26 protein-coding genes and 1 pseudogene are annotated in these 25917 nt (G+C 62.6%); 21 read left to right on the top strand and 6 right to left on the bottom strand.

Annotation, left to right across the window (positions count from 1 at the left end; all coding sequences use genetic code 11):
- From SAZ10_RS00475 to SAZ10_RS00435, 9 genes are all read left to right on the top strand, one after another.
- Entirely contained in the window at positions 1-318 is a 318-nt protein-coding gene (locus tag SAZ10_RS00475; protein WP_318607195.1) for a hypothetical protein, read from the top strand.
- Positions 315-1304 (top strand): hypothetical protein, encoded by a 990-nt coding sequence (locus SAZ10_RS00470; RefSeq protein ID WP_318607194.1) that lies wholly within the window; start codon positions 315-317, stop codon positions 1302-1304. Before SAZ10_RS00475 ends, SAZ10_RS00470 begins: the two co-directional genes overlap by 4 nt.
- Positions 1305-1306: 2 nt before the next feature.
- Positions 1307-1561, top strand: coding sequence for a hypothetical protein (locus SAZ10_RS00465; RefSeq protein WP_318607193.1), 255 nt, complete (start codon positions 1307-1309; stop codon positions 1559-1561).
- 47 nt (positions 1562-1608) lie between these two features.
- Positions 1609-2532: a glycoside hydrolase family protein gene (locus SAZ10_RS00460; RefSeq protein ID WP_318607192.1), complete on the top strand. Its 924-nt coding sequence runs from the start codon at positions 1609-1611 to the stop codon at positions 2530-2532.
- Positions 2533-2535: 3 nt separating this feature from the next.
- Entirely contained in the window at positions 2536-2748 is a 213-nt protein-coding gene (locus SAZ10_RS00455; RefSeq protein WP_318607191.1) for a hypothetical protein, read from the top strand.
- A gap of 79 nt (positions 2749-2827) precedes the next feature.
- Positions 2828-3037 carry a hypothetical protein gene (locus tag SAZ10_RS00450; RefSeq protein ID WP_318607190.1) on the top strand — a complete coding sequence of 70 codons (210 nt, stop codon included), beginning with the start codon at positions 2828-2830 and terminating at the stop codon, positions 3035-3037.
- Entirely contained in the window at positions 3025-3252 is a 228-nt protein-coding gene (locus SAZ10_RS00445) for a hypothetical protein (protein WP_318607189.1), read from the top strand. Before SAZ10_RS00450 ends, SAZ10_RS00445 begins: the two co-directional genes overlap by 13 nt.
- A gap of 87 nt (positions 3253-3339) precedes the next feature.
- Positions 3340-3723, top strand: coding sequence for a hypothetical protein (locus SAZ10_RS00440; RefSeq protein ID WP_318607188.1), 384 nt, complete (start codon positions 3340-3342; stop codon positions 3721-3723).
- Positions 3724-3927: 204 nt separating this feature from the next.
- Entirely contained in the window at positions 3928-4740 is an 813-nt protein-coding gene (locus SAZ10_RS00435) for a hypothetical protein (protein WP_318607187.1), read from the top strand.
- A gap of 110 nt (positions 4741-4850) precedes the next feature.
- On the opposite strand, the gene SAZ10_RS00430 is transcribed toward SAZ10_RS00435, so the two are convergent.
- From SAZ10_RS00430 to SAZ10_RS00420, 3 genes are all read right to left on the bottom strand, one after another.
- The gene (locus SAZ10_RS00430) at positions 4851-5036 is read right to left on the bottom strand and encodes a DUF3606 domain-containing protein (protein WP_318607186.1); all 186 of its coding nucleotides are present in this window, start codon (positions 5034-5036) and stop codon (positions 4851-4853) included.
- Between the two features lie 298 nt (positions 5037-5334).
- Complete coding sequence (locus tag SAZ10_RS00425; protein WP_318607185.1) at positions 5335-5664, bottom strand: hypothetical protein; 330 nt, start codon at positions 5662-5664, stop codon at positions 5335-5337.
- Positions 5665-6016: 352 nt separating this feature from the next.
- Positions 6017-6382, bottom strand: coding sequence for a hypothetical protein (locus tag SAZ10_RS00420; protein ID WP_318607184.1), 366 nt, complete (start codon positions 6380-6382; stop codon positions 6017-6019).
- A gap of 458 nt (positions 6383-6840) precedes the next feature.
- On the opposite strand from SAZ10_RS00420, the pseudogene SAZ10_RS00415 reads away from it, so the two are divergent.
- A pseudogene (locus tag SAZ10_RS00415) lies at positions 6841-9021 on the top strand (CHASE2 domain-containing protein).
- Between the two features lie 50 nt (positions 9022-9071).
- Here the strand turns inward: SAZ10_RS00415 and SAZ10_RS00410 are convergent.
- Entirely contained in the window at positions 9072-10160 is a 1089-nt protein-coding gene (locus SAZ10_RS00410) for a FecR domain-containing protein (protein WP_412535129.1), read from the bottom strand.
- Positions 10161-10448: 288 nt separating this feature from the next.
- On the opposite strand from SAZ10_RS00410, the gene ade reads away from it, so the two are divergent.
- From ade to SAZ10_RS00375, 7 genes are all read left to right on the top strand, one after another.
- Entirely contained in the window at positions 10449-12245 is a 1797-nt protein-coding gene (ade, locus tag SAZ10_RS00405; protein ID WP_412535128.1) for an adenine deaminase, read from the top strand.
- 339 nt (positions 12246-12584) lie between these two features.
- Positions 12585-13124, top strand: a complete 540-nt coding sequence (locus tag SAZ10_RS00400; RefSeq protein ID WP_318607182.1) for a DUF1697 domain-containing protein — start codon at positions 12585-12587, stop codon at positions 13122-13124.
- A 328-nt stretch (positions 13125-13452) separates the two neighbouring features.
- Positions 13453-14826, top strand: coding sequence for a DEAD/DEAH box helicase (locus tag SAZ10_RS00395; RefSeq protein WP_318607181.1), 1374 nt, complete (start codon positions 13453-13455; stop codon positions 14824-14826).
- A gap of 700 nt (positions 14827-15526) precedes the next feature.
- The gene (gene mprF / locus SAZ10_RS00390) at positions 15527-18124 is read left to right on the top strand and encodes a bifunctional lysylphosphatidylglycerol flippase/synthetase MprF (RefSeq protein ID WP_318607180.1); all 2598 of its coding nucleotides are present in this window, start codon (positions 15527-15529) and stop codon (positions 18122-18124) included.
- A complete protein-coding gene (locus tag SAZ10_RS00385) occupies positions 18121-19482 on the top strand; it encodes a virulence factor family protein (protein ID WP_318607179.1) in 1362 nt (453 codons plus the stop codon). The genes mprF and SAZ10_RS00385 overlap by 4 nt, the downstream gene beginning before the upstream one ends.
- Before the next feature lie 157 nt (positions 19483-19639).
- Positions 19640-20674 carry a cysteine synthase A gene (locus SAZ10_RS00380; protein ID WP_318607178.1) on the top strand — a complete coding sequence of 345 codons (1035 nt, stop codon included), beginning with the start codon at positions 19640-19642 and terminating at the stop codon, positions 20672-20674.
- Positions 20674-21411: an alanyl-tRNA editing protein gene (locus SAZ10_RS00375; protein WP_318607177.1), complete on the top strand. Its 738-nt coding sequence runs from the start codon at positions 20674-20676 to the stop codon at positions 21409-21411. Before SAZ10_RS00380 ends, SAZ10_RS00375 begins: the two co-directional genes overlap by 1 nt.
- A 14-nt stretch (positions 21412-21425) precedes the next feature.
- Here the strand turns inward: SAZ10_RS00375 and SAZ10_RS00370 are convergent, their stop codons facing one another.
- Entirely contained in the window at positions 21426-21746 is a 321-nt protein-coding gene (locus tag SAZ10_RS00370; RefSeq protein ID WP_318607176.1) for an antibiotic biosynthesis monooxygenase, read from the bottom strand.
- Positions 21747-22003: 257 nt separating this feature from the next.
- Here SAZ10_RS00370 and sseA point away from each other — a divergent pair, with 257 nt between their 5' ends.
- The 4 genes from sseA to SAZ10_RS00350 all read left to right on the top strand — a co-directional run bounded on the left by sseA (position 22004) and on the right by SAZ10_RS00350 (position 24600).
- Positions 22004-22855, top strand: coding sequence for a 3-mercaptopyruvate sulfurtransferase (gene sseA / locus SAZ10_RS00365; RefSeq protein WP_318607175.1), 852 nt, complete (start codon positions 22004-22006; stop codon positions 22853-22855).
- 8 nt (positions 22856-22863) lie between these two features.
- Positions 22864-23430 (top strand): GNAT family N-acetyltransferase, encoded by a 567-nt coding sequence (locus SAZ10_RS00360; RefSeq protein WP_318607174.1) that lies wholly within the window; start codon positions 22864-22866, stop codon positions 23428-23430.
- Positions 23431-23557: 127 nt separating this feature from the next.
- Positions 23558-24046, top strand: a complete 489-nt coding sequence (locus SAZ10_RS00355; RefSeq protein WP_318607173.1) for a DUF1203 domain-containing protein — start codon at positions 23558-23560, stop codon at positions 24044-24046.
- Between the two features lie 128 nt (positions 24047-24174).
- Entirely contained in the window at positions 24175-24600 is a 426-nt protein-coding gene (locus SAZ10_RS00350) for a hypothetical protein (RefSeq protein WP_318607172.1), read from the top strand.
- Positions 24601-24730: 130 nt separating this feature from the next.
- On the opposite strand, the gene ald is transcribed toward SAZ10_RS00350, so the two are convergent.
- The gene (gene ald / locus SAZ10_RS00345) at positions 24731-25846 is read right to left on the bottom strand and encodes an alanine dehydrogenase (protein WP_318607171.1); all 1116 of its coding nucleotides are present in this window, start codon (positions 25844-25846) and stop codon (positions 24731-24733) included.
- Positions 25847-25917 lie beyond the last annotated feature (71 nt).

Raw genomic sequence — 25917 nt, 5'->3', positions numbered from 1 at the left:
ATGCAGCTCAAACCCGGTAGTTTCTGCCCGCTCCTGAAAAAGGATTGCGTCGGCCTTCAATGCTCGTGGTTCACCAAGGTGCAGGGCAAGGACATGAACACCGGCAAGGACGTGGAAGAGTGGGGTTGCGCGATCAGTTTCCTCCCTCTCCTGCTTGTCGAGAACTCCGGCCAGCAGCGCCAGACCGGTGCGGCGGTCGAGAGCTTCCGAAATGAGATGGTGAAGGCGAACGAGGCGACGCAGCAGACGTTGTTTCGTCAGCTCGCCTCGAGCTTGCCGCCGTTGCCGGCTGATGCGCCGCGGCTGATCAGCAAATGAAGGTCTCTCCCTTTTCCGTCACTTGGCGGCCGGACATAGCTGACCAGATCAACAGCCCGGACTTCAGCGACAAGACAGTAACTGGCCCGCTGCGAATCGACTCGGATGCGGATGCTGCCTTAACGCTTCGCGACCCAGCCAATTCGGGGAACGCGGCAGTATCTTACATAGAGTTCCGGCAGGCGGATAATGCCCGCACAGGATACGTCGGCGCTGCCAGCGCATCCAATCAGGATCTGCACGTCGTCGCCGAGCGGGGCAGCTTGAACCTGTTAGGCACCACGGGGACAATCATCGGGCCATCCATTGCGGTCAACAACCCATCTTTAGCAGGCACGTCATCCAGCCTGGATGTCGCAAACCTCAGTCTCAAGCCGGCAGCGGGCACGAACGCCAGGATTCGCTGGGATCGTTCCCTTTCGGGGGCGGGCTTCGCGATCCGGGACGATACCGCGGCGGCCGATCGCCTCCTCATCGATACCGCCGGACGTGTGTCTCTCAGTGCTGGACAACTCGGTTTTCCGGCAACTCAGAACCCATCTTCCGATCCCAACACTCTCGACGACTACGAGGAAGGAAGCTGGACACCCGTTTACGGGGCCTCCTCGGGCGCTTTGGGCGCAATCACCTATGGTTCGCGGCGATATGGCCGATACGTAAAGATCGGTAGTTGGGTTTCCGTCGTCGCTTGCATTACCACAGACGCTTTCGCGGTCGGGACCGGAGCAACCAGCCTGTATGTCGGCGGGCTCCCCTTCGTGAATTCGACGCCCGATTACGCACCCGTGCACATCGGCTATTCCGCCAACTTCGCTGCCGGTGGTGCGCCGTGGAGCGGACTTATCGGCCCGGGCGCAACTACTGTGGCTCTGTATACCCGAGCGGCTCTCGGCGGCGGCTCCACTAACGTTGCCCCGTCAGCGGCAATGAACACCGCGACCGGCAACTTCATTATTTTCGGGGCAACCTACCCAACGTCGAGTTAAAGATGGCCACGTTCACTGAAGAATCTGCCGTTGACACCATTCGAGTAGCCGAACTCGGTGTGCTTGAGATCCGCCGCGTGGACAAGGTGCTTAGGGACGGGGTGACGATATCGCAGGAATACCATCGGCATGTCCTTGCTCCGGGCGACCCGCTCGACAATGAAGACTCGAAGGTGGTCGCGGTGGCGCAGATTGTTTGGACGCCCGAGGTCATTCAGGCTTGGCATGACTCGCTAGCCTCTGAGCAGCCGGCCTAACTGGTCAGCCCGTCGCCGGCGGGCATTTTCCTGAAGGAAGCAAAATCATGGACCTGTCGCCGAACGGGGCGGCCTTCCTGCGCCTGCAGGAGGGCTTCGTCGACCATTGGTATGCGGATGTCGCAGGAGTCGGCACGATCGGCGTCGGCTTCACCTGGCGCTCGACCTCATTCCGCGACTGGTGGGCCAAGAACAGGCCGGGGGAGAGCTTCGGGCCGGGCGCGAAGATGACACGGGCTGAAGCTGATGACGCGCTGACCTATCTCTGCCGGGCCGAATACGGCAAGGCCGTCAATGACTTCCTCGGCCATGCCGTGCCTCAGCACGTCTTCGACGGCATGGTCTCGCCCGTCTACAACTGCGGCGCCGACACGCTCGCGGACCGCTGGGCGACCGCGGCAAAGCGCGGCGACTATCACGCAGCGGCAATGTACCTGGAAACGACGCGCATCACGGCCAAGGGCAAGCGCATCGCCGGGCTGGTGCGCCGTCGCCGCGAGGAAGGCCTGCTCATCGAGAAGGCTGTCTATACCGGCGTGGCGACGAGCTCGAAGCCGGCCACGCCAGACCCGATGGCCGATGGCATCCTGATCCGCGGCGAGCGCGGCGCGGCTGTTGCGGCCCTGATCCGCGATCTTACCGCGCTTGGGTACTACCACGGCACCCAGGACGATGTATTCGGCTACGGCACCGAAGCGGCCGTTCTCGCGTTCCAGCGGGCGAAGTTCCTGAAGGATGACGGCTATGCCGGGCGGAAGACGCTGGCGCTGATCGCGGACGACATTGCGAAGCTGAAGGCCCGCGCGCCAGCTACGCCCACCGCGCCGCCTGCCGAACCAGTACAGCGCGATCGGCCCCCCGCGCCGCAGTCTGCCCCCGCCCAGACCACGCTAACAGCATCAGGCGTTCGCTGCGGCTCGCTGACGGCCATTATCAACTTCCTCCTCTCCTTCGTCACCCGAAAGGCTTGAACCATGTGGCAGCGCATTAAAGCGTTTTTCTCGGACAGTGAGACGATTTTCTTCGCCCGTCTTCAGGCCGCAGCTGGCATCGCGGCCGCTGTCATGACTTATGTCGATCCGCAGGTGCTTGCGCCGGTCATCCCCACGGCATGGTTCCCGCTGTTCCTCGTCGCGAACGGGATCGCCATGGAATATCTGCGGCGCCGGCGGGCGACCGACCTATGACCCTGCTCATCGGCTCCATACTCGTGCCGACGCTGTTCATGGCTGCGCTCGGCATGCTCATCAACATCATGGTGAGGCTATGACAGCTATCCTCTACGCGCTCGGCGCTGCGCTCATTGCCGTGATCGTGGCGTTCCTTAAGGGCCGCATGGACGGCGCGAAGCTTGAGCGGGCAAAGCGGGCTGAATCCGAGAAGAAGGCTCGCGATATCGCGGACCAAGTTGACAACGACCTTGGCGCCGTTCCTCCCGCCACGGCCCGGAAGGAGCTGAAGACATGGAACGGGTAAAGCCTTGGCATATCCTGCTCGTGACGGCCGCTCTCGTAACGCTCATCGTCGTGGCCGGCTGCTCGCCCACCGCGCGCGGCTCCTTCTGCGACATCGCCAGGCCGATCCGGCTGTCAGGCGCGACAATCGACGCAATGACCGATCAGGAAGTAGCCGCCGCACTGGCCCATAACCGCAAGGGCGCGGCTCTCTGCAGCTGGAATCCCGCGAACTGAACTAGCGGACGGGTCGCCGCGCTGCGCTAACAGCTCTGCGACCCTAACCATCCGATCAACCGTGATGACCGGACGGCTGACGCGAACATGCACGTCATCCGTTCCCTATCCGTTACCAAGCGCATGAAAGAGTCCGGGGACAAAATGACGGAAGCAAGCCAGGAACGGGCCATCGGCCGTATCGAGGGCAAGCTAGACCTCATCATAGCGGAGCAGGCTGCGGCAGCCGAAGCCCGCAAGCAGACCTATGAAAAGCTGGACACCCTCAATCGCAAGGTCGATGCCACGGACACCAAGGTCCAGAGCATCGACCAACGCCTTGAGAAAGTCGAGGAGCCTGTAGCCGAATTCTCCCGTTGGCGAGAGCGCGGTATCGGGGCAATCATGCTGGTCAGTTTCGTAGCCGCGTCGATCGGCGGGCTTCTCGTCGCGTTTGGAAAGAAAATTTGGGTCGCGATTATGGGAACGTGACCAGTAGTGAGCCATCCGTGGCGGCTTCCCTGTTCAACTGCCCCCCTGGCTTGGGCTGGCGGGGCCCTTTCTATTTCTGTTAACTGGTTTCGATAAGTGTGTTAACGGCCTGTGGTTGAATGAAGGGGGCAGCCTTTGTTGGAACCGGAGATCATCGAGCACGGAAGGCACCCGCGTATGTTCCGGTGGCGCATGCGGCATCGCGTGAGCAAGGTCGTGGCAAACCGCTCGTCGGGGTTGGTCGAACTCAATCTGTTCGACGAAGGTGTTTCAGGACACCTGCCCAATGCGGGCAGCGGAGTAATCCTAGCGGCGGCCGACGATGTCTACTACCGGCAGTTCGCGGGAACATTCCTTGGTTCCCTGGAGCGCCAAGAGCAGCCACAACAGGTTCACCTGCACCTCTACCGGCCGAGTCTTGAAACTCTACAACACATTGAGGGGCTTGCCAGTCGGTTCCGCTATATATCGTTGACCTGGACAGTCGACCGGTCTCCGCTATCCGATCGGCTCCGTTACCGGAGCGTTTATTATACCTGCGCGCGCTTTCTGATTGCCACGCGAATTCTTCATATGGCGCGCGTGCCCGTGCTCTGTCTCGATGTCGACAGCATTGCAGTCAGACCGGTGTGGCCGGTCTATGAGCCTGCGATCGGCCAAGGGGACGTGGCACTAATTCGTCGCCAGGAAGAAAGGTCACCGCTGCGCAAGGTTCTGATCAGTGCTGCCGGTTTGAATCCAACGGCGGACGGCCTCCGCTTCGCTTCCAATTTCTCTCGGGCGCTAGCATCGATCCTGGCAATCCGGCCGAATCACCATATTGATCAGATCGTAGCTCACTATCTGATCGAAGCGATGCCCGGCCTGAAAATCGCGGGCATGCCCCGCCAGCTCGCCGACTACGACTTCTCAGAGAACGGGGCGCTCTGGACGGCGAAGGGCTGGCGGCTGAAGAAATCCAACGTCTATCTTGAAGCCAAAAGGCAGGTCGACGAGGTGTTCGAAATGGCTTCCTAGTGTAATCGTTCGGGTGCCGAGGCACATGCGCTGTCGCTGGCCTTCAGATCCCTAGGGGAGCAAATCCGGCGGGGCATTTCGGGTTAGCGTCGTCTGCACTGAGGATATGGTCACGAGGTCAGCCTCTTCGCCTCGCGCTCAAGCGTCGCCCGGTCGTTGCCGTGCTTTTGGATCAGCTGCCGCGCCTGATCTACCGAGATGCCGGTCGATTCGGCAAAGTAGCGCAGTTCATAATCCTCGTCCGCGGCAACCCGGTCGCGGTCGCGCCTGTCCTTCTTCGTCTTGTCGTCAGCCATGTGGGCCTCCTTTCGCTTCCGAAGGGAAAGCAATGGCCGGCCGGTTGGTTCCGGAACATGGCCTGCGGGTACGTTCGGCGCGCGGATGCGGAGGCGATATGCCGGCCAAGGCCGCTGAGCTCAGATCCCTGGAGGCGCAGTTGCGGCCTTGGTCGTGGAGCCGCCGGTCGCCCGCGACCGGCTGCACCAGGTCAAATATGAAGGCTATCGTACCGGGCTGATCATCGAACAGGCCGGCGCGCGGCCAAGCTTATGCCTGGACCACGATTTCGGACCGCTCCAAAGCGAGCGGCACAGATCAGCTTCCATAGGCTGCCGGCGAGGCTGCACCAAGGTTGCCGTTCTCAGCATTTCGAGTTTCCGGCCTTGCAAACGGTTTTTGCGTCTTCCGCGGCACCGTATCCTCGTCCGCCATGGCTGCTGCGCCCGCCAGCGCCGCCACGTCCGCCGCCGCCTTTTCCGCCACCGCCACCTTTTCCGCCGCCGCCACCGCCCTTTCCGCCACCACCGCCGCCACCGCCTTTTCCGCCACCACCGCCACCGCCGCCGCCACCACCGCCGCCGCCACCACCGCCACCGCCACCACCGCCACCGCCACCGCCGCCGCCACCGCCACCACGGCCTGCAAGCGCGGTGCCGATAGAGGCTGCCGTAACAATACCGATGATCGTGAATGACAAGAAACCACGTCGCGAAGCAATCATGCTTATCCCCTCCTGGTCGAGTGAAGGCCTATCCCCAAGGCACCATGGTTCACCCGAAGCATCGAAAGATCTATCCTCTTCGAGGATCCCTCTCAATCCGGCAAGCGATACTTCGATGTAAGTTATTGACGAGGTCATTGCTTTGTGTTGCGGGATGACATCATTCGGTTGCTGGACAACAGCGCGCATCTGTCACCGCCCGCCAGCTTTTGTGAGCCGGCACGCCGGCCAGCGCGGGTGGCTTGTCGGGAAAAATGATCGGTCGCCGAAGATCATCTAGTTCCGCAAGAGATCGGGCACACTCAGCGGCCCACTTTCGAGAACCCGTTCGTACTCGTCCTTGCGATGCCAGGCTCCCTGTGCCCTCGCATTTTCCCGATCGCGCTTCGGATCGAACATCACCCCGCCGAAATGATCCTTGAAACCCCTGGCGGATGCAGGGTCGGCGAAGCAGTGGAGTCGAAATTTCTCCTGCCTGATCGGAGACCAGATCGCCGTGACACGGCGCGTCCTGTAATCCAGGGCGTGGGCCCGGCAGAACTCCATGATCAGCGTGTGGTTATGCATGCAGCAGATGTCTTCGGGCAGCGCCACCTGATACGGGTAGGCGCGGTCGATCGCCGAATAGGATAGCTCACCCATCCGTCTCCCGGGCATCGATCAGTCCTCCCGGCGAGCCCAGCCGCGCGAGAAGCCGTAGGAGGTGGCGCCCTTCACCAGCGCCAGGCGCCGGTTCAGCCGGTCGACCTCGCCAAGGAGCGCCTCGATCGCACGGCGCGGGTCGCCGCCGGCTTCTTCGATCGCAATGTCTACGGCGGAGCGCTCGGGAAAAGCTTCGCCCTCCCGCGGGCTGGCAGGGGCTGGTCACGTCTGGCCTCGTTCAATATGGCCGCGAACTTACGACCCCTCAATCGAGGGAGTAAGGCGTTTGTTCCTATTTTGTTCTCGACTTCACCGACTTGGCGGTCTGGATCAGCGTTACGTTTGTCGTTGCGCGGATGCCGGGAAAAATGCAGCGTAAGGCGCCGTCGCGCCCAGCTGTCCGTCTGCTTGCCAGCGATCGGGGTCTCGGGCCGCTCGGCTAGAGGGTGTTTCCAGCCATGGCGCGCGCCCGGCAGGTTGGTGTCGTCGCAGGCCTCCTCATCGTGGCGGGGCTCACGATCCTGCGCGCCAGCAATCCCGAGCCGCTGAAGCTCGCCCGCGATGCGACCTTCGACGAGTATCAGCGCCTCGCCCCGCGTACGTTCGAGAACATGCCGGTTCGCGTCGTCGACATAGACGAGGCCTCGCTCAGGGAATTCGGCCAGTGGCCCTGGCCTCGAGACAGAATGGCAGAGCTGGTCGACAGGCTGGCGGATGCCGGGGCGTCGGCAATCGCGTTCGACATCCTCTTTTCCGAGCCCGACCGCCTTTCGCCTCGCGCGATCGTTCGCGAAATTCCCGGGATCGACCCGGCGCTCGTCAATCGACTGCCCGACAATGACGAGATCTTCGCTCGCTCGCTTGCCGACAAGCCGGTCGTCCTCGGCTTCGGCCTGTCCAACCAGGGAGACCATCACCCCGGGGTGAAGGCCGGCTTTGCCTATACAGGCGAGAGTCCCGCCGGTGCGCCGCCGCATATGCAGGCAGCGACACCGCTGCGCCCCGAGCTCGCGGCCAATGCCGCGGGCATCGGGCACATCAGCCTCAACCCCGGCGACCCCTCGGCGGTCGTTCGCGCAGTTCCGCTGTTCCTGAGCGACGGCGAGCAGCTTTATCCGAACCTCGCGATCGAAGCGCTGCGTGTCGCCCAGGGCGCCTCCACCTATGTGCTGGCCGGCGCCACTGACACGCCCGATACCATCACCCTGGTCAAGATCGGGGAGTTCGTCGTTCCCGTAACCGCCGCGGGCGAGCTGTGGCTCTATGTCAGTCCGGACAGGGCCGAACGATACATCTCGGCCAGCAAGGTGCTCGCGGCCGGCGGCATGTCCGATGAGGTGAAGGCCGCGCTCGAAGGCAGCATCGTCTTTGTCGGCACCTCGGCTGCCGGGCTGCAGGACATCCGAACGGATGCGCTTGGGGAGAATGTTCCCGGTGTCTCGCTGCACGCGCAGACCGTCGAGCAGATCCTGTCCGGCCACTTCCTCTCTCGGCCGGACTGGGCGAATGGCCTGGAGATCCTTTCCATCGCAGTCATCGGCGGGCTTCTCGTGCTGCTGACCTTCTTCGTCAGCCCGGCCGTCGCGCTCGCCTGCGGCCTTGCAATCACCGTTCTTGCGCTCCTGGCGTAATGGCTTGCCTTCTTCTATGCGGGGCTTCTCTTCGACCCGCTGTTTCCGATCGTGGCGGGGACGATCACCCATTTCGCGGCAACCGCATATCGCTTCCTGGTGACCGATCGGGAACGCCACGAGATAAGGCGTGCCTTCAGCCAGTATCTCTCGCCCTCGCTGCTCCACCGCATCGAGCACACGCGAAATGCGCTGCGCCTCGGCGGAGACGAACGCGAATTGACGGTGATGTTCGTCGACGTGCGCAATTTTACCGCGCTCAGCGAGCGACTCTCTCCAACAGAGCTTGTGCGCTTCCTGAACACGCTGCTCGACGCGCTCAGCCAGCACGTCACGGCGAACGAAGGCACTCTCGACAAGTTCATCGGCGACTCCATCATGGCTTTCTGGAACGCCCCTGTCGATGTAGCCGATCACCCCAAAAAAGCTGCTCGCGCAGCCTTGGGCATGCGCGAGACGCTTGCCCGACTCAATGCCGACGACGCCTTCGGCTTCGGCCCCGAGCAGAAGGTCGGCATCGGGATCGGCATCCATACGGGGCTTGCCTGCGTGGGCAACATGGGTGCCGAGACGCGCTTCAACTATTCGGCCGTCGGCGACGCCGTGAACATCGCGGCGCGCATCGAATCCGCCTGCAAGGAGGTCGGCTTCGACATTCTGGTGTCCGAGGGCACGGCAAATTCGCTTGCGAACTCAGCCTTGCTCGACGCAGGCGATCTGCCCCTGAAGGGGAAGAGCAGCCGGACCAGGCTGTTTGCGCTGGTCGGCGACGAGCTCGTTGCCGGTTCGGCGGAATTTGTCGAGCTGAGGCTTGCTCACCGACAGCTTGTCGAGGCCCTGCGCACGCGCTCGGGCGGCAGCCGAAATTTGATCAGCGTGGCAAGGCTGAAAGCCAAAGGAGTTTTGGGCGCGCTGGACGAATTCTATGGCCGGATATCGCGGAGGCACGATCATTTTGTCGCCAAGCCTGTCGAGAAGGCGGCCGGCTATGTGGAGGCAGGGCAGTAGGGCAGGGCGGGGCTGTTCGTACTTTGCCTTACTGCCCCTATTGCCTGCTCTTATCTTCGATTAGGCCCATGGCCGTGTTCACCATGGTCGCTGTCGGAGTCATCGTCTGAGTGCCCGTTGCCCCTGCCATGCCCATGATCGTGATGGCCTCTGCCTCTATCGTGGTGATGCCTGTCCGTATCAGGGCTGTCAGGCTTGTCGGGTTGATTGGGAGTATCCGGCGTGTCGGGCTTATCTGGGCCGCCGGGTTTGTCGGGCGTACTCGGCCGATCCGGTGTGCTCGGCCTGTCGGGCGGGTTTGGGGTGCCAGGGTTATTTGGCTTGCCGGTGTTATTTGGTTTGCCTGGGCTGTCTGGCTTGGCTGGGCTATCCGGCTTGCCAGGGGTATTTGGATTGTTGGGCCTGGCAGGAGTCTCTGCCCTGCTGTCAGGGTTGCGTGACGGGTCGGAAGACCCAGCCGCCGCCATCGAAAGGCCGCAGCTGGTTCCCATCGTGCCAAAACCCGTCGAGAGCCGCTGCGTGCCCGTCAGGAAGGACAGGGCGCGCTGGTTGCCAAGCGTAGCGAAGATGCTTCGGTTGACTCGCCGGGTGTCGCTGACGCCGCTGCCCGGCGTGGCGACCACGCAGTCGCAGTGCTGCTTCAACTGCCTGCAGCCATTGGCCCCGCAGAACTGGGCCTGGCCGCTCAACAGGACGACGGCAGTCGTCCCGTCTCGGCCGACATAGAAGTCGAAGACGGTTCCGCGGACCCCGATGGTGCCGGCAGGTGTCAATATCTGGTAGGCCGAGGACTTCGAGTTTCCGCTGATCCAGCGAAACGTCCCCTTCGCCGCCTTGATCGACAGCTTCTTCACGGAGTTCGAGTCGTCGAACACGAATTTATCGATGACGACGGACGAGCCCCAACCGACGGCCAGCTTTGTGCCGTCCCTGAATACGAACTGGCCGAGCCCCGAATTGGAGGTCTGGATCCGCTCGTCTCTGTGAACAGGATCCTTGGCGACCAGCGGACCACCCTGGCCGGTGACGGAGGTTTTGATCAGAACCGCCTCGCCAACCTGCTCGGTCGCAATTGCTGCGACCGGACCGCACAAAGCCACGGTCGCCGCCATGATTGCGGCACGACGCATCAGCGACATGACACCCCTCTCGATCGTCAAATTACCATACGGAAGGCGCGGCCATCTCAACCAACATCATCATCGGTCAGTAGGGTAGGCCATTCGCGGTAGGAGCTACCGCTTTTTGGGGTAGGCATCTGGCTAGATGCCTGAGCGCGAGGCTTTTTGCCGATCCTGACGAGCGACGACTGGTCAAGACGATCGGGTCTTGGCACATTCGCCGGAATCGGAGGTCGGGTTTGGCGAGCAGTCATTCATCCCGCTCTCCGGGATCATGGTTCCAGGATGACCAGCATGCGAGACTTGATGACGGAGAAACCGAAGCCATGGACCGAGGTGGCAACGCTGCTCGTCGACGTCGCGATGGGAAGGAACCCAGCCGACCTCGTCGTCAAGAACGGCCGCTGGGTGAACGTCCATTCCGGGGAGATCATCCCCGCGACGGATCTCGCGATCGCGGCCGGCCGCTTCGCTTATTGCGGGCCCGACGCCAGCGGCGCGATCGGTCCGGAGACTAAGGTGGTCGATGCCGGCGGCCGCTATCTCGTGCCCGGCCTCTGTGACGGCCATATGCATGTCGAAAGCGGCATGGTGACGGTCACCGAGTTCTGCCGCGCGGTGATCCCGCACGGCACGACATCGATGTTCATCGACCCGCACGAGATCGCGAATGTGCTCGGCCTCGCAGGTGTGCGCCTGATGCACGACGAGGCTGCCGCCATGCCCATCAACGTGCATGTGCAAATGCCCTCCTGCGTGCCCTCGGCGCCGGGGCTGGAGAATGCCGGCGCCCAACTCAGCGTCGAGGACGTCGCCGAGGCGATGACCTGGCCGAACATCATCGGGCTTGGCGAGGTGATGAACTTTCCCGGCGTTGCCGCAAACGACCCGGTGATGGCGGGCGAGATCGCTGCGACGGCGAAGGCCGGCAAGACGATCGGCGGGCACTACGCCTCGCGCGATCTCGGCCTGGCTTTCCATGGCTATGTTGCCGGCGGGCCCGAGGATGATCACGAGGGCACGCGCGTCGAGGATGCGATCGCCCGTGTGCGCCAAGGCATGAAGGCGATGCTGAGACTGGGCTCGGCCTGGTACGACGTCGCAACCCAGATCAAGGCGGTGACCGAGGCAGGCATAGACCCACGCAACTTCATCCTGTGCACCGACGACAGCCATTCCGGCACGCTCGTCAACGAGGGGCACATGGATCGCGTCGTGCGCCACGCCATCGCGCAAGGGCTGAAGCCTGTGACCGCGATCCAGATGGCGACGATCAACACGGCGCAGCATTTTCGGCTGGAGCGCGAGCTGGGCTCGATCGCGCCGGGCCGGCTCGCCGATTTCCTGATCGTTTCCGACCTGCCGACGCTCGGCATCGACGAGGTCTATGGTCACGGCGTCAGGCTGGCGCAAGGCGGCAAGCTCGGAATCGAGATCGCGGCCTACGACTATCCCGAGAGCGCCAAGAACACGGTGAAGCTCGGTAAGAGGCTCGCGGCCAAGGATTTCGATATCGTTGCTCCGAAGGGCGCGAACGAGGTCCGTGCCCGCGTGATCGGCGTCATCGAGAACCAGGCGCCGACGCGCGCTCTCGAAGCCGACCTCGCGGTCGAGGACGGGCTGGTCGCAATGGATCGTGAGAACGACGTATGCCAGATCGGGCTCGTCGAGCGACATCGCGGCACCGGCGCGGTGGTCAACGGGTTCGTCTCCGGGTTCGGCTATGTCGAGGATTGCGCCATCGCCTCGACGGTCGCGCATGATTCCCACCACATGATCGTGGTCGGCACGAACAAGGAGGACATGGCGCTCGCAGCGAACCGCCTTGCCGAGGTCGGTGGCGGGGTGGTGATCTTCTCGAGAGGCCAGCAGCTTGCGCTGGTCGAGATGCCGATCGCCGGGCTGATGTCGGACGAGCGCGCCGAGATTGTCGCGGCCAAAGCGGAGAAGCTGACGGAGGCGATGCGCAGGCTGGGCTGCTCGCTCAACAATGCCTACATGCAACACTCATTGCTGGCCCTGGTGGTCATCCCGGAACTCAGGATTTCGGACGTCGGCCTGATCGACGTGACGAAGTTCGAAAAGGTCGATCTTTTTGTTTAGAATCCCGCCTCATCAAGAATGTGGCCGGGATCCCATCAAAAAAACGGTCGGCATTGTCGTGGTCAATGCCGACCGCTCCGCCGCAACTCGTCCGGGGGCAAGCCGGAAGGGCGTCTCCGGCTGGTGCGAACTCCGGCGGAAATTGCCGTTGGTCACGAAAACAGAGTCTTCGAGGGCAGTGATTTTGCCCGAGACCGGAATTCACCGCATTACCCAAATGGGTGAAAGAGGGCGAAATAGTTCGCCGTATTTGCGAGGAGAGGGAGCGCCGGTGACCTCGAACGAGAGTGGCGCGTCAGGGCAAGTGGTCTGTGACGGCGAAGTGAGCAAGCAGCAGCTGTGACCGTATACATCATCCTCTTTCGCGGCGTCGGCGGTGCGACGCAGCTGCCGACCAAACCGCTGCGCGAGGCGCTGACCGCGGCCGGGTTCCACAGCGTCGGCACCTACATCAACAGCGGCAACGCCTTCTTGAAGACGGCCATGCCGCGCGACAAAATGCTGAAGACCGTCGCGGAAATCTGCGAGGACAAGTTCCGCTTCACCAAGGCCATCTATGCGCCATCGCTTGCCGAATGGCGCAAGCTTGTCGAGCAGAACCCGTTTCCCGATGCTGTAAAGGTTCCGAAATTCCTGCACGCAGCGGTGTTGGAGGCGAAGCCCGAGCCGGGCAGGATCGAGGCGCTGCGCACCTGCGCGCGTGACGGCGAGCGGATCGAGATCGTTGACAAGGTGGCTTATCTGCATACGCCGCACGGCTTCGGCACGTCGAAACTTGCGGTAAAATTCGACAAAGGCATTGGCGTCGGCAATACGGCGCGCAACTGGAACACGGTTCTGAAGCTGCTCGAGCTGGCGGAGAACGCGAGCAATAGCTGATGTGGGGAATGGCTATTCCGGCTTGATTTTGCACTGCAGCATCAATTTGCTTGCGTTCTCGGCCGAACTCCTCCATATGCCGCCTCATAGGCGCTTGGGCCGGGCTTCCGGCTTTCCTTTCGAATAGGACTTGGTTGCGTCTGCTTTCCCCTCCCGGATTCTTCGGTGGCGGCGAAAGAGCCCCGCGGCATGAGGCAGCGGGCACGACAGCGCAGCCGCGCGGGCAGGCCGCCCGCCGCCTTGTCGTTTCCAATGAATGATCATGTCGGCAGGTTGCGCCCTGCCACAAAAGGCTTGCGGCCGCGAGGGCCGTTGAAAGAAGAATAGATTGAACAACGAAAACAATGCCCTGACGGGCAATTTTGAAGCGCTCGGCATTTCCGGAGGTCTGCTCAAGGCGACCATCGGAGCCGGCTTCATCGAACCGAAGCCGATCCAGGCTGGCGCTATCCCTGCGCAGCTCGCGGGTCGCGACATCCTCGGCATCGCCCAGACCGGCTCGGGCAAGACGGCGGCCTTCGCGCTGCCGATCCTGTCAAAAATCATCGGGCTCGGCACGAAACGCCGGCCGAAGACAGCGCGTGCGCTGGTGCTGGTGCCGACGCGCGAGCTCGCCGTCCAGATCGACGAGACCTTCCGCCTGCTGGCGAAGGGCGCCCACATCTCGACCGCGCTGGTGCTTGGCGGTGTGTCGCGCAACAGCCAGGTGAGGAGGATCGCTCCGGGCATCGACGTACTGATTGCCACACCCGGTCGGCTGATGGACCTCGTTCGGGAAAAGGACGTGATCCTTTCGGAGACGACCTGGCTGGTACTCGACGAGGCCGACCGCATGCTCGACATGGGCTTCATCAACGATGTCCGGCGGCTCTCGAAGGCGACGCATCCCGCGCGCCAGACGGCGCTGTTCTCGGCAACCATGCCGAAGGAAATCGAAGAACTCGCCCAAAGCCTGCTTCGCGATCCCGTTCGCGTCGAAGTCGCGCCGCAAGGCACGACGGCTCAGGAAATCGAGCAGAAGCTGATCATGGCGCGGCTGAAGCAGAAGCGACAAGTGCTGGCCAACATGCTCGCCGATCCGGCGATCACATCTGTCATGATCTTCGCCCGCACCAAGCATGGCGCCGACCGCGTTGCGCGCGACCTCGAGCGCGACGGCTTCGAGGCGGCGGTCATTCACGGTAACAAATCGCAGAATGCCCGCCAGCGGGCGCTCAACGGCTTCCGCGACGGCTCTGTGCGGATCCTGGTCGCAACCGACATCGCCGCGCGCGGCATCGACGTGCCGGGCATCAGCCACGTCATCAATTTCGACCTGCCGGATGAGGCCGAGAGCTATGTCCATCGAATCGGCCGCACCGGCCGAAATGGGGCTTCTGGCGTCGCAATCACGCTCTGCGATCCCGCGGAGAGCGCCAAGCTGCGCGCCGTCGAGCGCGTCATCCGCAAGCGGCTGACCGTCGTTGCCGACCACACAGGTGAGCCCGACCCAAGACCTGTGCCGCGCGAGGGCAATGCAGCCCGGTTGAGAGAGCCCGGTCGCGAACAGAAGGATGCGCTGCGACAGGCCGAGGCCAAGCCACATCGAGCCCATGGCGGCGGGAAGCCGGCGCATGGCGACGCACGCGGACCCCGCCAAGAGCGCAAGCCGTTCCGTGGCAAGCGCCGCTTCGGCAGGAAGCCAGCTGCGCGGGCGGCTTAAGCTCGAGCATTCGGACCGAAAGGCATGACATTTTCGGATAGATCCGATCCGTGAACTTGGAGCGGCGTCGCGTTGTCATCGGAGTGCACGCCGCTCCAGCCTCGATCTCGAGGTGCGCCAAGCTTCCTGCGACAGCTATTTGCGCGGGCGCTTACCCATATCGATCAAGGTCCATGGGGGAGCCCCACTCATTCCGATGTCCTTCAGAAAGGAGGCATCCATCTCGGCGATGGTCCGGGCTTCCAGCTGGCGCGCCCGGCGGTTTCGGTAGAATCGCAATATGGATCGCATGGTCGGAATGGACACGATGCTCCTCCCGCGTGACCTGCCCCAGCCCAACCCTGAAACGTGTTCAGCTTAGATCGACCGCGGTTCGCTGGATGTGGGATTGATCACACAACCGGGAGCCTTGCGTTGCAACCATGGAGGCATCACCGACGTTGGACCCAGACTTCCCGCCGACAGCCGCATCGCAGGGCCAGCGACAGATGGTCACAGTCTGAATTAGCGTGCTCGTCCGGTCTGTCGTGCAGTGCGTCCGCCACAATTGGAGGTTAGCCGCAGACACGCTAAAATGGATTCTTTGCGGCATGCTTTCTCTATTGCGAGGCTTGGAACGTCACCGCCCCTGGCGCCGGCGTGCAAATTTGCATCAAATCCGAAGGCTGGATGCGCATATGACAAACTCGGGCCATAGCTCATGAGCCTTGACATCGAAAACACCGCAGAGAGCGCTGCCGAAACGGAAAACGGGAGCTTCTGGGAGCGCAATCGTGCACGCATTTTCGCGGTGGCTATACTTACGGTTGTTGCGCTTTCGGCGCTGGCGCTGAGCCGCATGCTCGACGACGTGGTCTTCGACGACCTCGTGGCAGTCATCGAAACCACCTCCTGGAAGGACGTCGTCCTGGCGCTGGCCTTCACCGCCGTGAGTTTCGCGGCACTCTCGATCTACGATCGCCAGGCGCTCGCACTGGTCGGCCGCAAGGCGCCGTACAGCCAAATCGCCCTCACCAGCTTCTGCGCCTACGCGGTCGGCAACATTGCCGGGTTTGGCCCTCTGACCGGCGGAACCATCCGCTACCGCTTCTATTCGCCACTCGGCGTATCTCCCGAAGACATCGCCCGTATCATCGCATATGTGACCGCGGCATTCGGCTTTGGCCTTTTGTTCGTCGGCGGGCTCGGCCTTGCAGCTGCGGACGCCAGGCTCGCAGCCCTTGTGGGTCTGCCAGCTTTCTCGGTCCGGGCAGTGGCGATCCTGATCCTTGCGCTCGTCGGCGCGACGTTCATCGCGGCGGCAGTGGCGCCGCGACAGGTCACCTTGTTCGGGCGCAGCATAGCTCTCCCCGGACCGGGAGCGCTCGCGTTGCAGCTCGGCGCCACGCTCGTGGACCTGATCGCTTCCGCGCTGGTGCTCTGGGTGCTGCTCCCTCCAGGTTCCGTAGATTTCCCAACCATGCTCTCGGTCTACGCCGTCGCCGTCGGACTCGGTATACTGAGCCACGTGCCTGGCGGCGTCGGAATATTCGAGACCGTCATCCTAGGCGCGCTTGGCAGCAAGGTGCCGCTTGACGGGCTGGTCGGCGCACTGCTGCTCTACCGTGTCATCTATTATGTCGTGCCGCTGGTCGTGGCGGTGATCGCGCTCACCGTCGCCGAGTTGAGGCGAGCGGCCGCCGCAAATGTGGCGCTTGCGCGAGGCACGATAGCGCTGGTCCCCGTCGTGCTCTCGACCTTTGCCGTCGTGCTCGGCGCCATGCTCGTCTTCTCCGGCGTCACGCCGACGCTGAATGAAAAGCTGGACTGGTTGCAGGCGGCAATTCCGCTTCCTGTCGTAGAAGCCGGCCACTTCATCGCCAGCATCATCGGCTTGCTTATGATTTTCGCGGGAAGGGGTCTCGTGCACCGCCTCGACGGCGCCTGGTGGATGACGATCGTGCTTGCCGGGATTTCGATCGTCCTTGCTTTCATTAAGGGCTTCGAAGTCGGCGAGGCACTGTTGCTTTCGGTGCTGGTTGGAGCACTGCTGCTGACCCGCAACATCTTCAATCGGCCTGCCGCGCTCACCCAGGACAGGTTGTCGCCGGGATGGTGGCTCTGTATCGGTGTCATCCTGGCTCTTGGGCTGGCGATACTGTTCTTCGTCTACAAGGAAGTCGATTATTCGCACGAGCTGTGGTGGCAGTTCGAATTCGGCGCGACAGCGCCGCGCAGCCTCCGGGCAGCGCTCGGAGTCGGGCTGACTGCGGGCGCCGTTTCCGTGTGGCTGCTGACGCGTCCGCCGACGGGCAAAAGCTCACGGCCGGGAGCCGACGAACTCTGCGACGCAGTTGCTGTCGTCGAAAACCAGCCCATAGCCGATGCGAATCTCGTGCGAATGGGAGACAAGAGCCTGCTCTTTTCCGCCGGCCGCGACGCTTTCCTGATGTACGGCAAGCGCGGCCGCTCGTGGATTGCGCTCTATGATCCGATCGGCAATCCCGACGCTCATGAGGAACTGGTCTGGCGCTTCGTCGAGCTCGCACGGCGGCATGGCGGACGGGCCGTCTTCTACGAGGTGCCGGCCGAGAGCCTCGCGATGTATGCCGACGCCGGGCTTTCGGCCTTCAAGCTTGGAGAGGAGGCGAGGGTCAGGCTCGAAACCTTTGACCTCAAGGGCTCGAAACGCGCCTCGATCCGCACGGCTCTCAACAAGGCCGATCGCGACGGCATCGTCTTCGAAGTCCTGTCGGCCGAGCAAGTTGGCAATGTGCTCGACCAATTGGAACGCGTTTCGAGCGCGTGGCTGGCCGAACATGCGGTGCGCGAGAAGGGTTTTTCGCTCGGCGCATTCGAGCGAGGCTATATCACCGCGCAGCCCGTGGCCGTGCTCAAGCAGAACGGCCGCATTCTTGCTTTTGCCAACATTCTGATCACGGCGCTGAAGGAAGAGGCGACAGTCGACCTCATGCGCTTCCACCCGGACGCGCCGAAGGGAAGCATGGAGGTGCTGTTCGCCCGCCTGCTGCTGCACTTCAAGCAGGAGGGCTACCAATGGTTCACGCTTGGTATGGCGCCACTGGCCGGCCTCTCCGAGAACCCTGCCGCACCTATGTGGCACCGCGTCGGCCGCGCGGCATTCGACCACGGCGAGGCGTTCTACAATTTTCGGGGGCTGCGCGCCTTCAAGAACAAGTTCGACCCAGTGTGGTCGCCCCGCTATATGGCGGTGGCCGGTGGTCTCAACCCGCTGCTTGCGATCGCCGACGTCACCGTGCTCATCAGTGGCGGAATTCGGGGGGTGATTGCGAAGTGAGGCGCAGAATTCTTTTCCGTCTCAGCGTGGCGGCGGTGATCGCTGCGACTGCGTTCACAGTCTACTGGATGCGTCCTGAGCCGCTGCCTTACACTGACACGCTCTCCGTCGCCGAACTGGTTCGGCCGACCGTTCCGGCAAAGGGCATCGTTTTCCTGTTCTCGGACATAGGCGGGTATACAAATCGTGACTGGGTGGCCGCACGGAAACTCGCAGCGTCCGGAGCGCTGGTGGTCGGGATAGATCTGCGCAAGACGCTTGCCAAGGCAGAGTCCGGCGAAGATTGCGTCTATTTCATCAGCGATATCGAGAAACTGAGCCAGCTGATCCAACGGTCGGTGGGCTCGGAGGCTTATATGGATCCTATGCTCGCAGGTGCAGGGGGCGGCGGCTCGATGGTGCTGGCGCTGGCGGGGCAATCACCCCTCCAGACAATCGGCCGGTTCATCGCGGTCGATCCGACCGGAGACCTGCCTTTGCGTCGCGAGCTCTGCAGCGGTGCGCCGCATCACAAGACGCCCGACGGGAAAGGTTGGATCTATGGCATGCAGGCGGGTGCGCTGCCTGGCCAGGTAACCGTGGTTGAAACCCCAGGGGCAGATCAGGCGGGCGCAGCGCACGTGTCCGAGCTGATCGCCCAAGGATTTGCGATTGACCGCAAGATGGCGACCGGCGAGAAAACAGACGCGTTGACGGCCGCACTTGAGACTGTTTTGGCGCAGACTGCCGCACCGGCAGACAATCCGTTGGCAGGCTTGCCTCTGGCAGTCCTTCCCTCCACGGCGCGCTACGACACGATGGCAATCGTGGTGTCCGGTGATGGTGGCTGGCGCGACATCGACCGGCAGGTGGGAGAAACGCTTGCGCAAGCAGGCGTGCCGACAGTGGGTATCGACTCGCTTCGCTATTTCTGGACGAAAAGGTCGCCCGAGACGATAGCGGCAGACCTGGCGGCCATCATGAAGCACTATTCCAAGGCTTGGAACGTGCATCGCGTTGTGCTGATCGGCTATTCGTTCGGCGCGGACGTGCTCCCGGCCGCCTACAACAAGCTGCCGCCCGACGTGAAAGCTCGTGTGTCCCTCCTTTCGCTATTGGGGTTGGGCCGCTGGGCGACATTCGAATTCGACGTCACGGGCTGGTTCGGGATGGAGGGTGATACGTCGCATCCCACGCTTCTGGACGTCACCAGGATTCCGCCCTCGATCGTGCAATGCATCTATGGCGCTGACGATGACGACAGCGTTTGCGATCAGCTCGCCGGCAGCGGCGCGGAGCTTATCAGGACCGCAGGCGACCATCATTTCGACGGCGACTATGTCGCGCTCGCCAACCACATCATCGCGCGGATACGCTGAAGTTCCAGACATGGGTCGGAAGGCGGCGTCTGCTGGTCATATCAATGATGGTTTCGGGTATTTTCGTCTCTTTCGCTGCGCGGCCGCGCAAAATCCGCCCTTGAAAGCAGCGTCCGGCATTCTTAGGGTCCCCCGACTCTCGACCAAGGGAAATTCCATGCTCAACTCGGTTATCGACGCGATCGGCAATACGCCGCTGATCCGCCTTAGGCGCGCTTCCGAGGAGACAGGCTGCGACATCCTCGGCAAAGCAGAATTCATGAACCCCGGCCAATCGGTGAAGGACCGCGCCGGTCTCTTCATCATACGCGACGCGGAACAAAAGGGGCTGCTCAAGCCCGGGGGCGTGATCGTCGAAGGGACGGCCGGCAACACCGGTATAGGCCTCACTGTGGTCGCCAAGGCGCTTGGCTACCGCACCGTGATCGTCATCCCGGACACGCAGAGCCAGGAAAAGAAGGACGCATTGCGCGTGCTCGGCGCCGAGCTCATCGAAGTGCCGGCCGTGCCGTACAAGAACCCGAACAACTACGTGAAGATTTCCGGCCGGCTCGCCGAGCAGCTCGGCCGCACCGACCCGAACGGCGCGATCTGGGCGAACCAATTCGACAATGTCGCCAATCGCGACGGCCATATCCGTACCACTGCCCAGGAGATCTGGGAGCAGACTGGCGGCAAGGTGGACGGCTTCGTGTCGGCGGTCGGAACAGGAGGAACGCTTGCCGGAGTGGCCATCGGGCTCAAAGCAAAGAAGCCGGACGTGAAGATCGGGCTTGCCGATCCTCTCGGCGCCGCGCTCCACAGCTTCTACACCGAAGGGGTCTTGAAGGCCGAGGGCAGCTCGATCACCGAAGGCATCGGCCAAGGGCGGATCACCGCAAATCTCGAAGGCTTCACGCCCGATTTCTCCTGGCAGATTACCGACGAGGAGGCGCTGCCGATCGTATTCGACCTGGTGCAGGAGGAGGGGCTCTGCCTCGGCGGCTCGACCGGCATCAACATCGCTGGCGCAATCCGGCTGGCCAAGGAGCTCGGCCCCGGTCATACCATTGTGACGATCCTCGCCGACTACGGCAACCGCTATCAGTCCAAGTTGTTCAACCCTGAATTTCTGCGCTCCAAGAACCTTCCTGTACCGGGCTGGATGGAAGAGGCGCCCGCGATCCCAGTTCCTTATGAGGCGGTGCCGTAATGGCCGAAACCGAAGCGCTTTTCCGCGAGGATGCGTATCTCAGCGACACGCAAGCGGCGGTTGTGCGCGTCAACGAACGCGGCGGGATTATCCTCGACCGCACGATCTTCTACGCGACCTCGGGCGGCCAACCCGGCGACACCGGCCATTTCGAGCGCGCTGGTGGCGAACGCATCGCCATCGCCGGCACGGTAACCGGCGAGAGCAAGGAAGAGATCATCCACATTCCGGCGGCGGGAGTTTCGGTTCCCGAGCCCGGGGAGCCGCTCAGGCTTGCGATCGACTGGGAGCGTCGCTACCGGCTGATGCGCATGCACACAGCGTGCCATCTGCTCACGGTCGTTTGTCCGTTCCCAATCACCGGGGCGGCTGTGGCAGAGGATGACTCGCGTGTTGATTTCGACATTCCGGAGGCCGGTTACAACAAGGAGGACGTGACAAAGGCGCTCGCCGATCTTGTCGCGGCCGACCATCCCATCTTCACGCGCTGGATCACCGACGAGGAACTCGCGGCGAATCCGGGACTGGTGAAGTCGAAGAACGTCCGTCCGCCGTCAGGCACCGGCCGTATCCGGCTGGTCTGCATCGGCGACAACGCGGTGGTCGACAGTCAGCCCTGCGGCGGCACGCATGTGAGGGCGACCGGCGAGGTCGGGGAAATCCATATCGGCAAGATCGAGAAGAAGGGGCGCGAGAACCGCCGGTTCCGCATCCGCTTCGGGCCTCTGCCGCAATAGAGCAATACACGGGCTCAATCGTACAGCCGGGTCTGGCGGAGCTCGTGATGGGCCGCGCGTTGGTCCCAGCGCTTCAGCACCCTGCGGGCTTCTTCCGGCACATAGGCCAGATCGTAGTCGGGCCCCTGAAAGGCGATGACGTTGTCGACCGAATCGAAGGTCATGACCGTCGTGAACTGGACCTCGTCGGAGAGCTCACGCCTGAACAACTCGATCGATCTATAGCCGGGAATCTTCTTGGCCTCGATACCTGGGAAAATGACGGTGTCGAGCAGGCGCTCATAGGCATCGGCATTTGCCAGTGTTGTGTAGCCGTGCCAGATTCGCTTGATCATTGCGGTGCTCCCTAGATCCTCGCCTCCTATCAGCCGTCCTTGCGCTGACCGCTCCAACGGCTGGTATCCGCACCAATTCCGCCCTATCGGCAAGCTATATGGGGTGTGCTGTTCTCAAGTTTACAGTGGCCTGGGCCTTTTGAGCGTGAAGCGAATATGCAAGATTCGGCGAGCGTCGTGATTTCGAGTTCGAACGAGTCTGGTGTCGGGTCAGCGTGGACTTCGGATCGTGACACCACATGGTCGGAGGGAAGGACATGGCCGACAAAAGTCCGTTCATAATCGACGCCGATTGGCTGCAAAGCCGGATCGGCACGCCGGGCGTGTCGATCGTCGATGCTTCGTGGTACCTGCCGACGCAGGGTCGCAATGCGCGCGCTGAGTATGATGCGGGGCATATTCCCGGCGCCGTCTTCTTCAACCAGGACGAGGTCGTCGACCCCGATTCGAAGCTGCCGCATACGCTGCCCCGTCCTCAAGTGTTCGCGCGCTACGCCGGCTCGATGGGCGTGTCGGCGGACGACACGATCGTGGTCTATGACGGCCCGGGTGTATTTTCGGCGCCGCGCGTCTGGTGGATGTTCCGCGTGATGGGTGTTTTCCAGGTCTATATTCTCGACGGTGGGCTCGACCGCTGGAAGCGGGAAGGGCGGCCGCTGACCGCCGAGCAGACAAGGATCGCACCCTGCGTGTTCCATGCCAATTTCGACGCAAGGCGCGTGGTCTCGCTTGATGAGATGAAGTCCATCGTTGCCGAGCAGAGCGCGGAGGTGGCTGATGCACGGCCCGCGGGCCGCTTCGCCGGCACCGAGCCCGAGCCGCGACCCGGCATTCGCGCGGGGCATATGCCGGGCGCGAAAAGCCTGCCGGCCACGGCGCTATCGCATGAGGGATCGTTGCTGCCGCTCGACGAACTCAGAGCGGCCATCGAGCAGGCCGGCATCGACCTTACGAAAACCGTCGTCACTTCCTGCGGCTCTGGCGTCACCGCGGCCGTGATCACGCTTGCGCTCGAGTCGCTGGGACACACGGCAAACCGGCTCTATGACGGCTCGTGGACGGAATGGGGAGGCCGCAGCGACACGCCTGTGGTCACCGGAAAGGATTGAGGCGGTCGATGGCAGAAAGAGTCGATGATCAGAGAATCCCAGTCACCGTCACCTTCCTCGAGATGACGGCGCCGCCCGCTCACTATCCACCTTTGCCCGTCGGCCGGCAGATCGCGCTTCTGAAGGCGCGTAACATCCCGCTGCACTATTACCGCTACCTCATGGACCGGGTTGGCCGCAAATGGCACTGGGTCAATGCGTTACGGCTCTCCGACGATGAGCTTGCGGAAGGGCTCGCAGCGCCGGGCAGAGACATCCGAGTTCTCTATCTCGACGGCGTGCCGGCCGGGTTCTTCGATCTGAAGCCGCATCTGCCCGAGAGTGTCGAGCTCGCCTATTTCGGCATGATGGAGCAGGCGATGGGACAGGGGATGGGCCGCTGGTTCCTGGGCGCGGCGATCGAGGCTGCGTGGTCGGCGTCGCCGACATTCATCACCGTCCAGACCTGCACTCTCGATCATCCGGCAGCACTGCCGCTCTATCAGAAGCTCGGTTTCTCGCCGGTGGGGCAATCGCACGAGTTGGTGCGGCCCATGAGCTTTGACGAGCGTGCAGGGAGCGTGATGCGAGATTAGGTGCATGGAGATGCAGGTGGTTCCACCTGTATCTCAACTCAGCCCGAAGGATCGCAGGAATCGGGTGGCTCGACGCCGCTCCTGTCGGTAGCTGATGACTATCGATCAGGAGTGACGGAGCTTCACGATGACTATCCGTTTCACAGCTTTGCCGACCCAGGATGTGCGTGCCCTGCAGCTCGGCGGACCCGACGCTTACGGCTTCACGCCCGAACGCCGCATCTCAGACGGCGACGGTGTGCCTTGCCGTCATTGCCTCAAGGACATTGCCGAAGGGGAGGGGTATCTCATCCTCGCCTATCGGCCCTTCCCGGCGTTGCAACCCTATGCGGAAACAGGACCGATCTTTCTGCATGCCAAGGAATGCGAGCGGGCGGAAGAAGGCGAGGAACTTCCCGAGATGCTGACCAGTGTCGACTATATCGTGCGCGGCTACGACAGGGATAATCGCATCGTCTACGGCACTGGTGCCGTGGTGCCGACGCAAGCGATCATCTCGCGCGCCGAGGCGCTCTTGGAGCGCGACGACATCGCTTATGTGCATGTGCGCTCTGCGCGGAATAATTGCTATCAATGCCGGATCGAGCGCGACCAAACCCCGCCAGCAAAACTTTAGGCGAGAGCCGGCGCGAAGGCCCTCTCAACACGAGCCGCCCAATACAGCATGGCGCAAGGTTGCCGTCGCAAACCAAGCCTCTGGAAATCCCGTTCAATTGGGGGTTCAGCTGGAGGGCTGGCGGCGACATGGATATTTCATCGGTCTCAGGCCGGGCTTGGTACCACGCGCCAGTAAAGCTTTCTTCTGACGCTAAGGACGTTACCGGTTCGAAGGTGGGTGAGTTGCCTGACGAGCATGCGTCCGAAGTGGAGGCTGGCGACGCAGAAGGAGAAATCCTCAAGCCACATGCGAACGGGGTAGCCTCGAATCCCGCACTGTTCGGCATTGCCGGTGGCTATCTTGGAAACGTCGCCAACATGACCGTCGAAGAGGCGACGAAAGAAATAGAACACGTGTCCAGGCTTATCGAGAGCAGCACTATTGGTTCCTCAGTCGTACACGCTGCCTATGGTGACCAGCAGACTTGGTCTCTCCGCGTGTACCTGTTCTGGCTTCAACAGCACGCGCACGGATTGGAATACGGCACCTACACGTCATCGTGGGCTATGTGAGTGCCCGCGGCTGGTCTAGATAGCGTTCCGCAATTCGCCTGACGCAGGCGCCGCCCCTCATCCTTACCCTCTCCCCGTAAAGGACCGTAAAGGACGGGGAGAGCGGATTCTAAGACGTTGCCGACGCTGGTCAGGCCGCGAGGACGGCCTTCGGTTCGGCCATTTCGTAGCCGAGCGACTCGGCGACGGCGCGGTTGGTGATCTTGCCCCTGTGAACGTTCAGGCCATTCCTCAGGTGCTGGTCGTCGATGATCGCCTTCAGACCCTTGTCGGCGAGCTGCAGGCCGTAATGCAGCGTCGCGTTGTTCAGCGCATGCGCGGAGGTGACCGGCACGGCGCCCGGCATGTTGGCGACGCAGTAATGAATGATGCCGTCAACCTCATAAGTCGGCTCGGCATGGGTTGTCGCATGGGAGGTCTCGAAGCAGCCGCCCTGGTCGATTGCGACATCGACTAGGACCGAGCCCTTTTTCATCCCCGACAGCATCTCGCGGGTGACCAGCTTGGGAGCGGCCGCACCGGGGATCAGCACGGCGCCGATGACGATGTCGGCCGAGAAGCATTCTTCCTCGAGCGCCTCGACAGTCGAATAGCGGGTATGGACGCGGCCGTTGAAGATGTCGTCGAGTTGCCTGAGGCGAGGGATCGAGCGGTCGATGATGGTGACGTCGGCGCCAAGACCGACGGCCATCTTTGCCGCGTGGAGGCCGACCACACCGCCGCCGATGACGGCGACCTTGCCCGGCAGCACGCCAGGCACGCCGCCCAGCAGCACGCCACGTCCGCCATTGGCCTTCTGCAGCGCCGTTGCGCCGGCCTGGATCGACAGGCGGCCCGCCACTTCAGACATCGGCGCGAGCAGCGGCAAGCCGCCGCGGTCGTCCGTGACCGTCTCGTAAGCAACCGCTGTTACGCCGGAGGCAAGCAAGCCCTTGGTCTGCTCCGGGTCGGGCGCAAGGTGGAGGTAGGTGTAGAGGATCTGGCCTTCGCGCAGTTGCACCCACTCGTTGGGCTGCGGCTCCTTTACCTTGACGACCATGTCCGCCTTGGCGAAGACTTCTTCGGCGGTCTTGGCAATCGTCGCGCCAGCGGCACGATAGGCATTGTCGTCGGCACCGATGCCTGCGCCTGCGCCGGCCTCGACCACTACGTCATGTCCGTGCGCGACATATTCCCGGACCGAGCCCGGGGTGAGCCCGACGCGATATTCGTGATTCTTGATTTCTTTCGGGCAACCGACGCGCATTCCAGGCCTCCTCGTCTTCTGGTTAGGGAAAGTATCCCATCAAATCGTCCGAATGTATTTGCGAAATCGTT

Source organism: Mesorhizobium sp. BAC0120, from assembly GCF_033542235.1.
Classification (GTDB): domain Bacteria; phylum Pseudomonadota; class Alphaproteobacteria; order Rhizobiales; family Rhizobiaceae; genus JAWRCU01.
The sequence above is the reverse complement of the archived record's forward strand: the minus strand, read 5'-3'. Positions and strand labels throughout refer to the sequence as shown.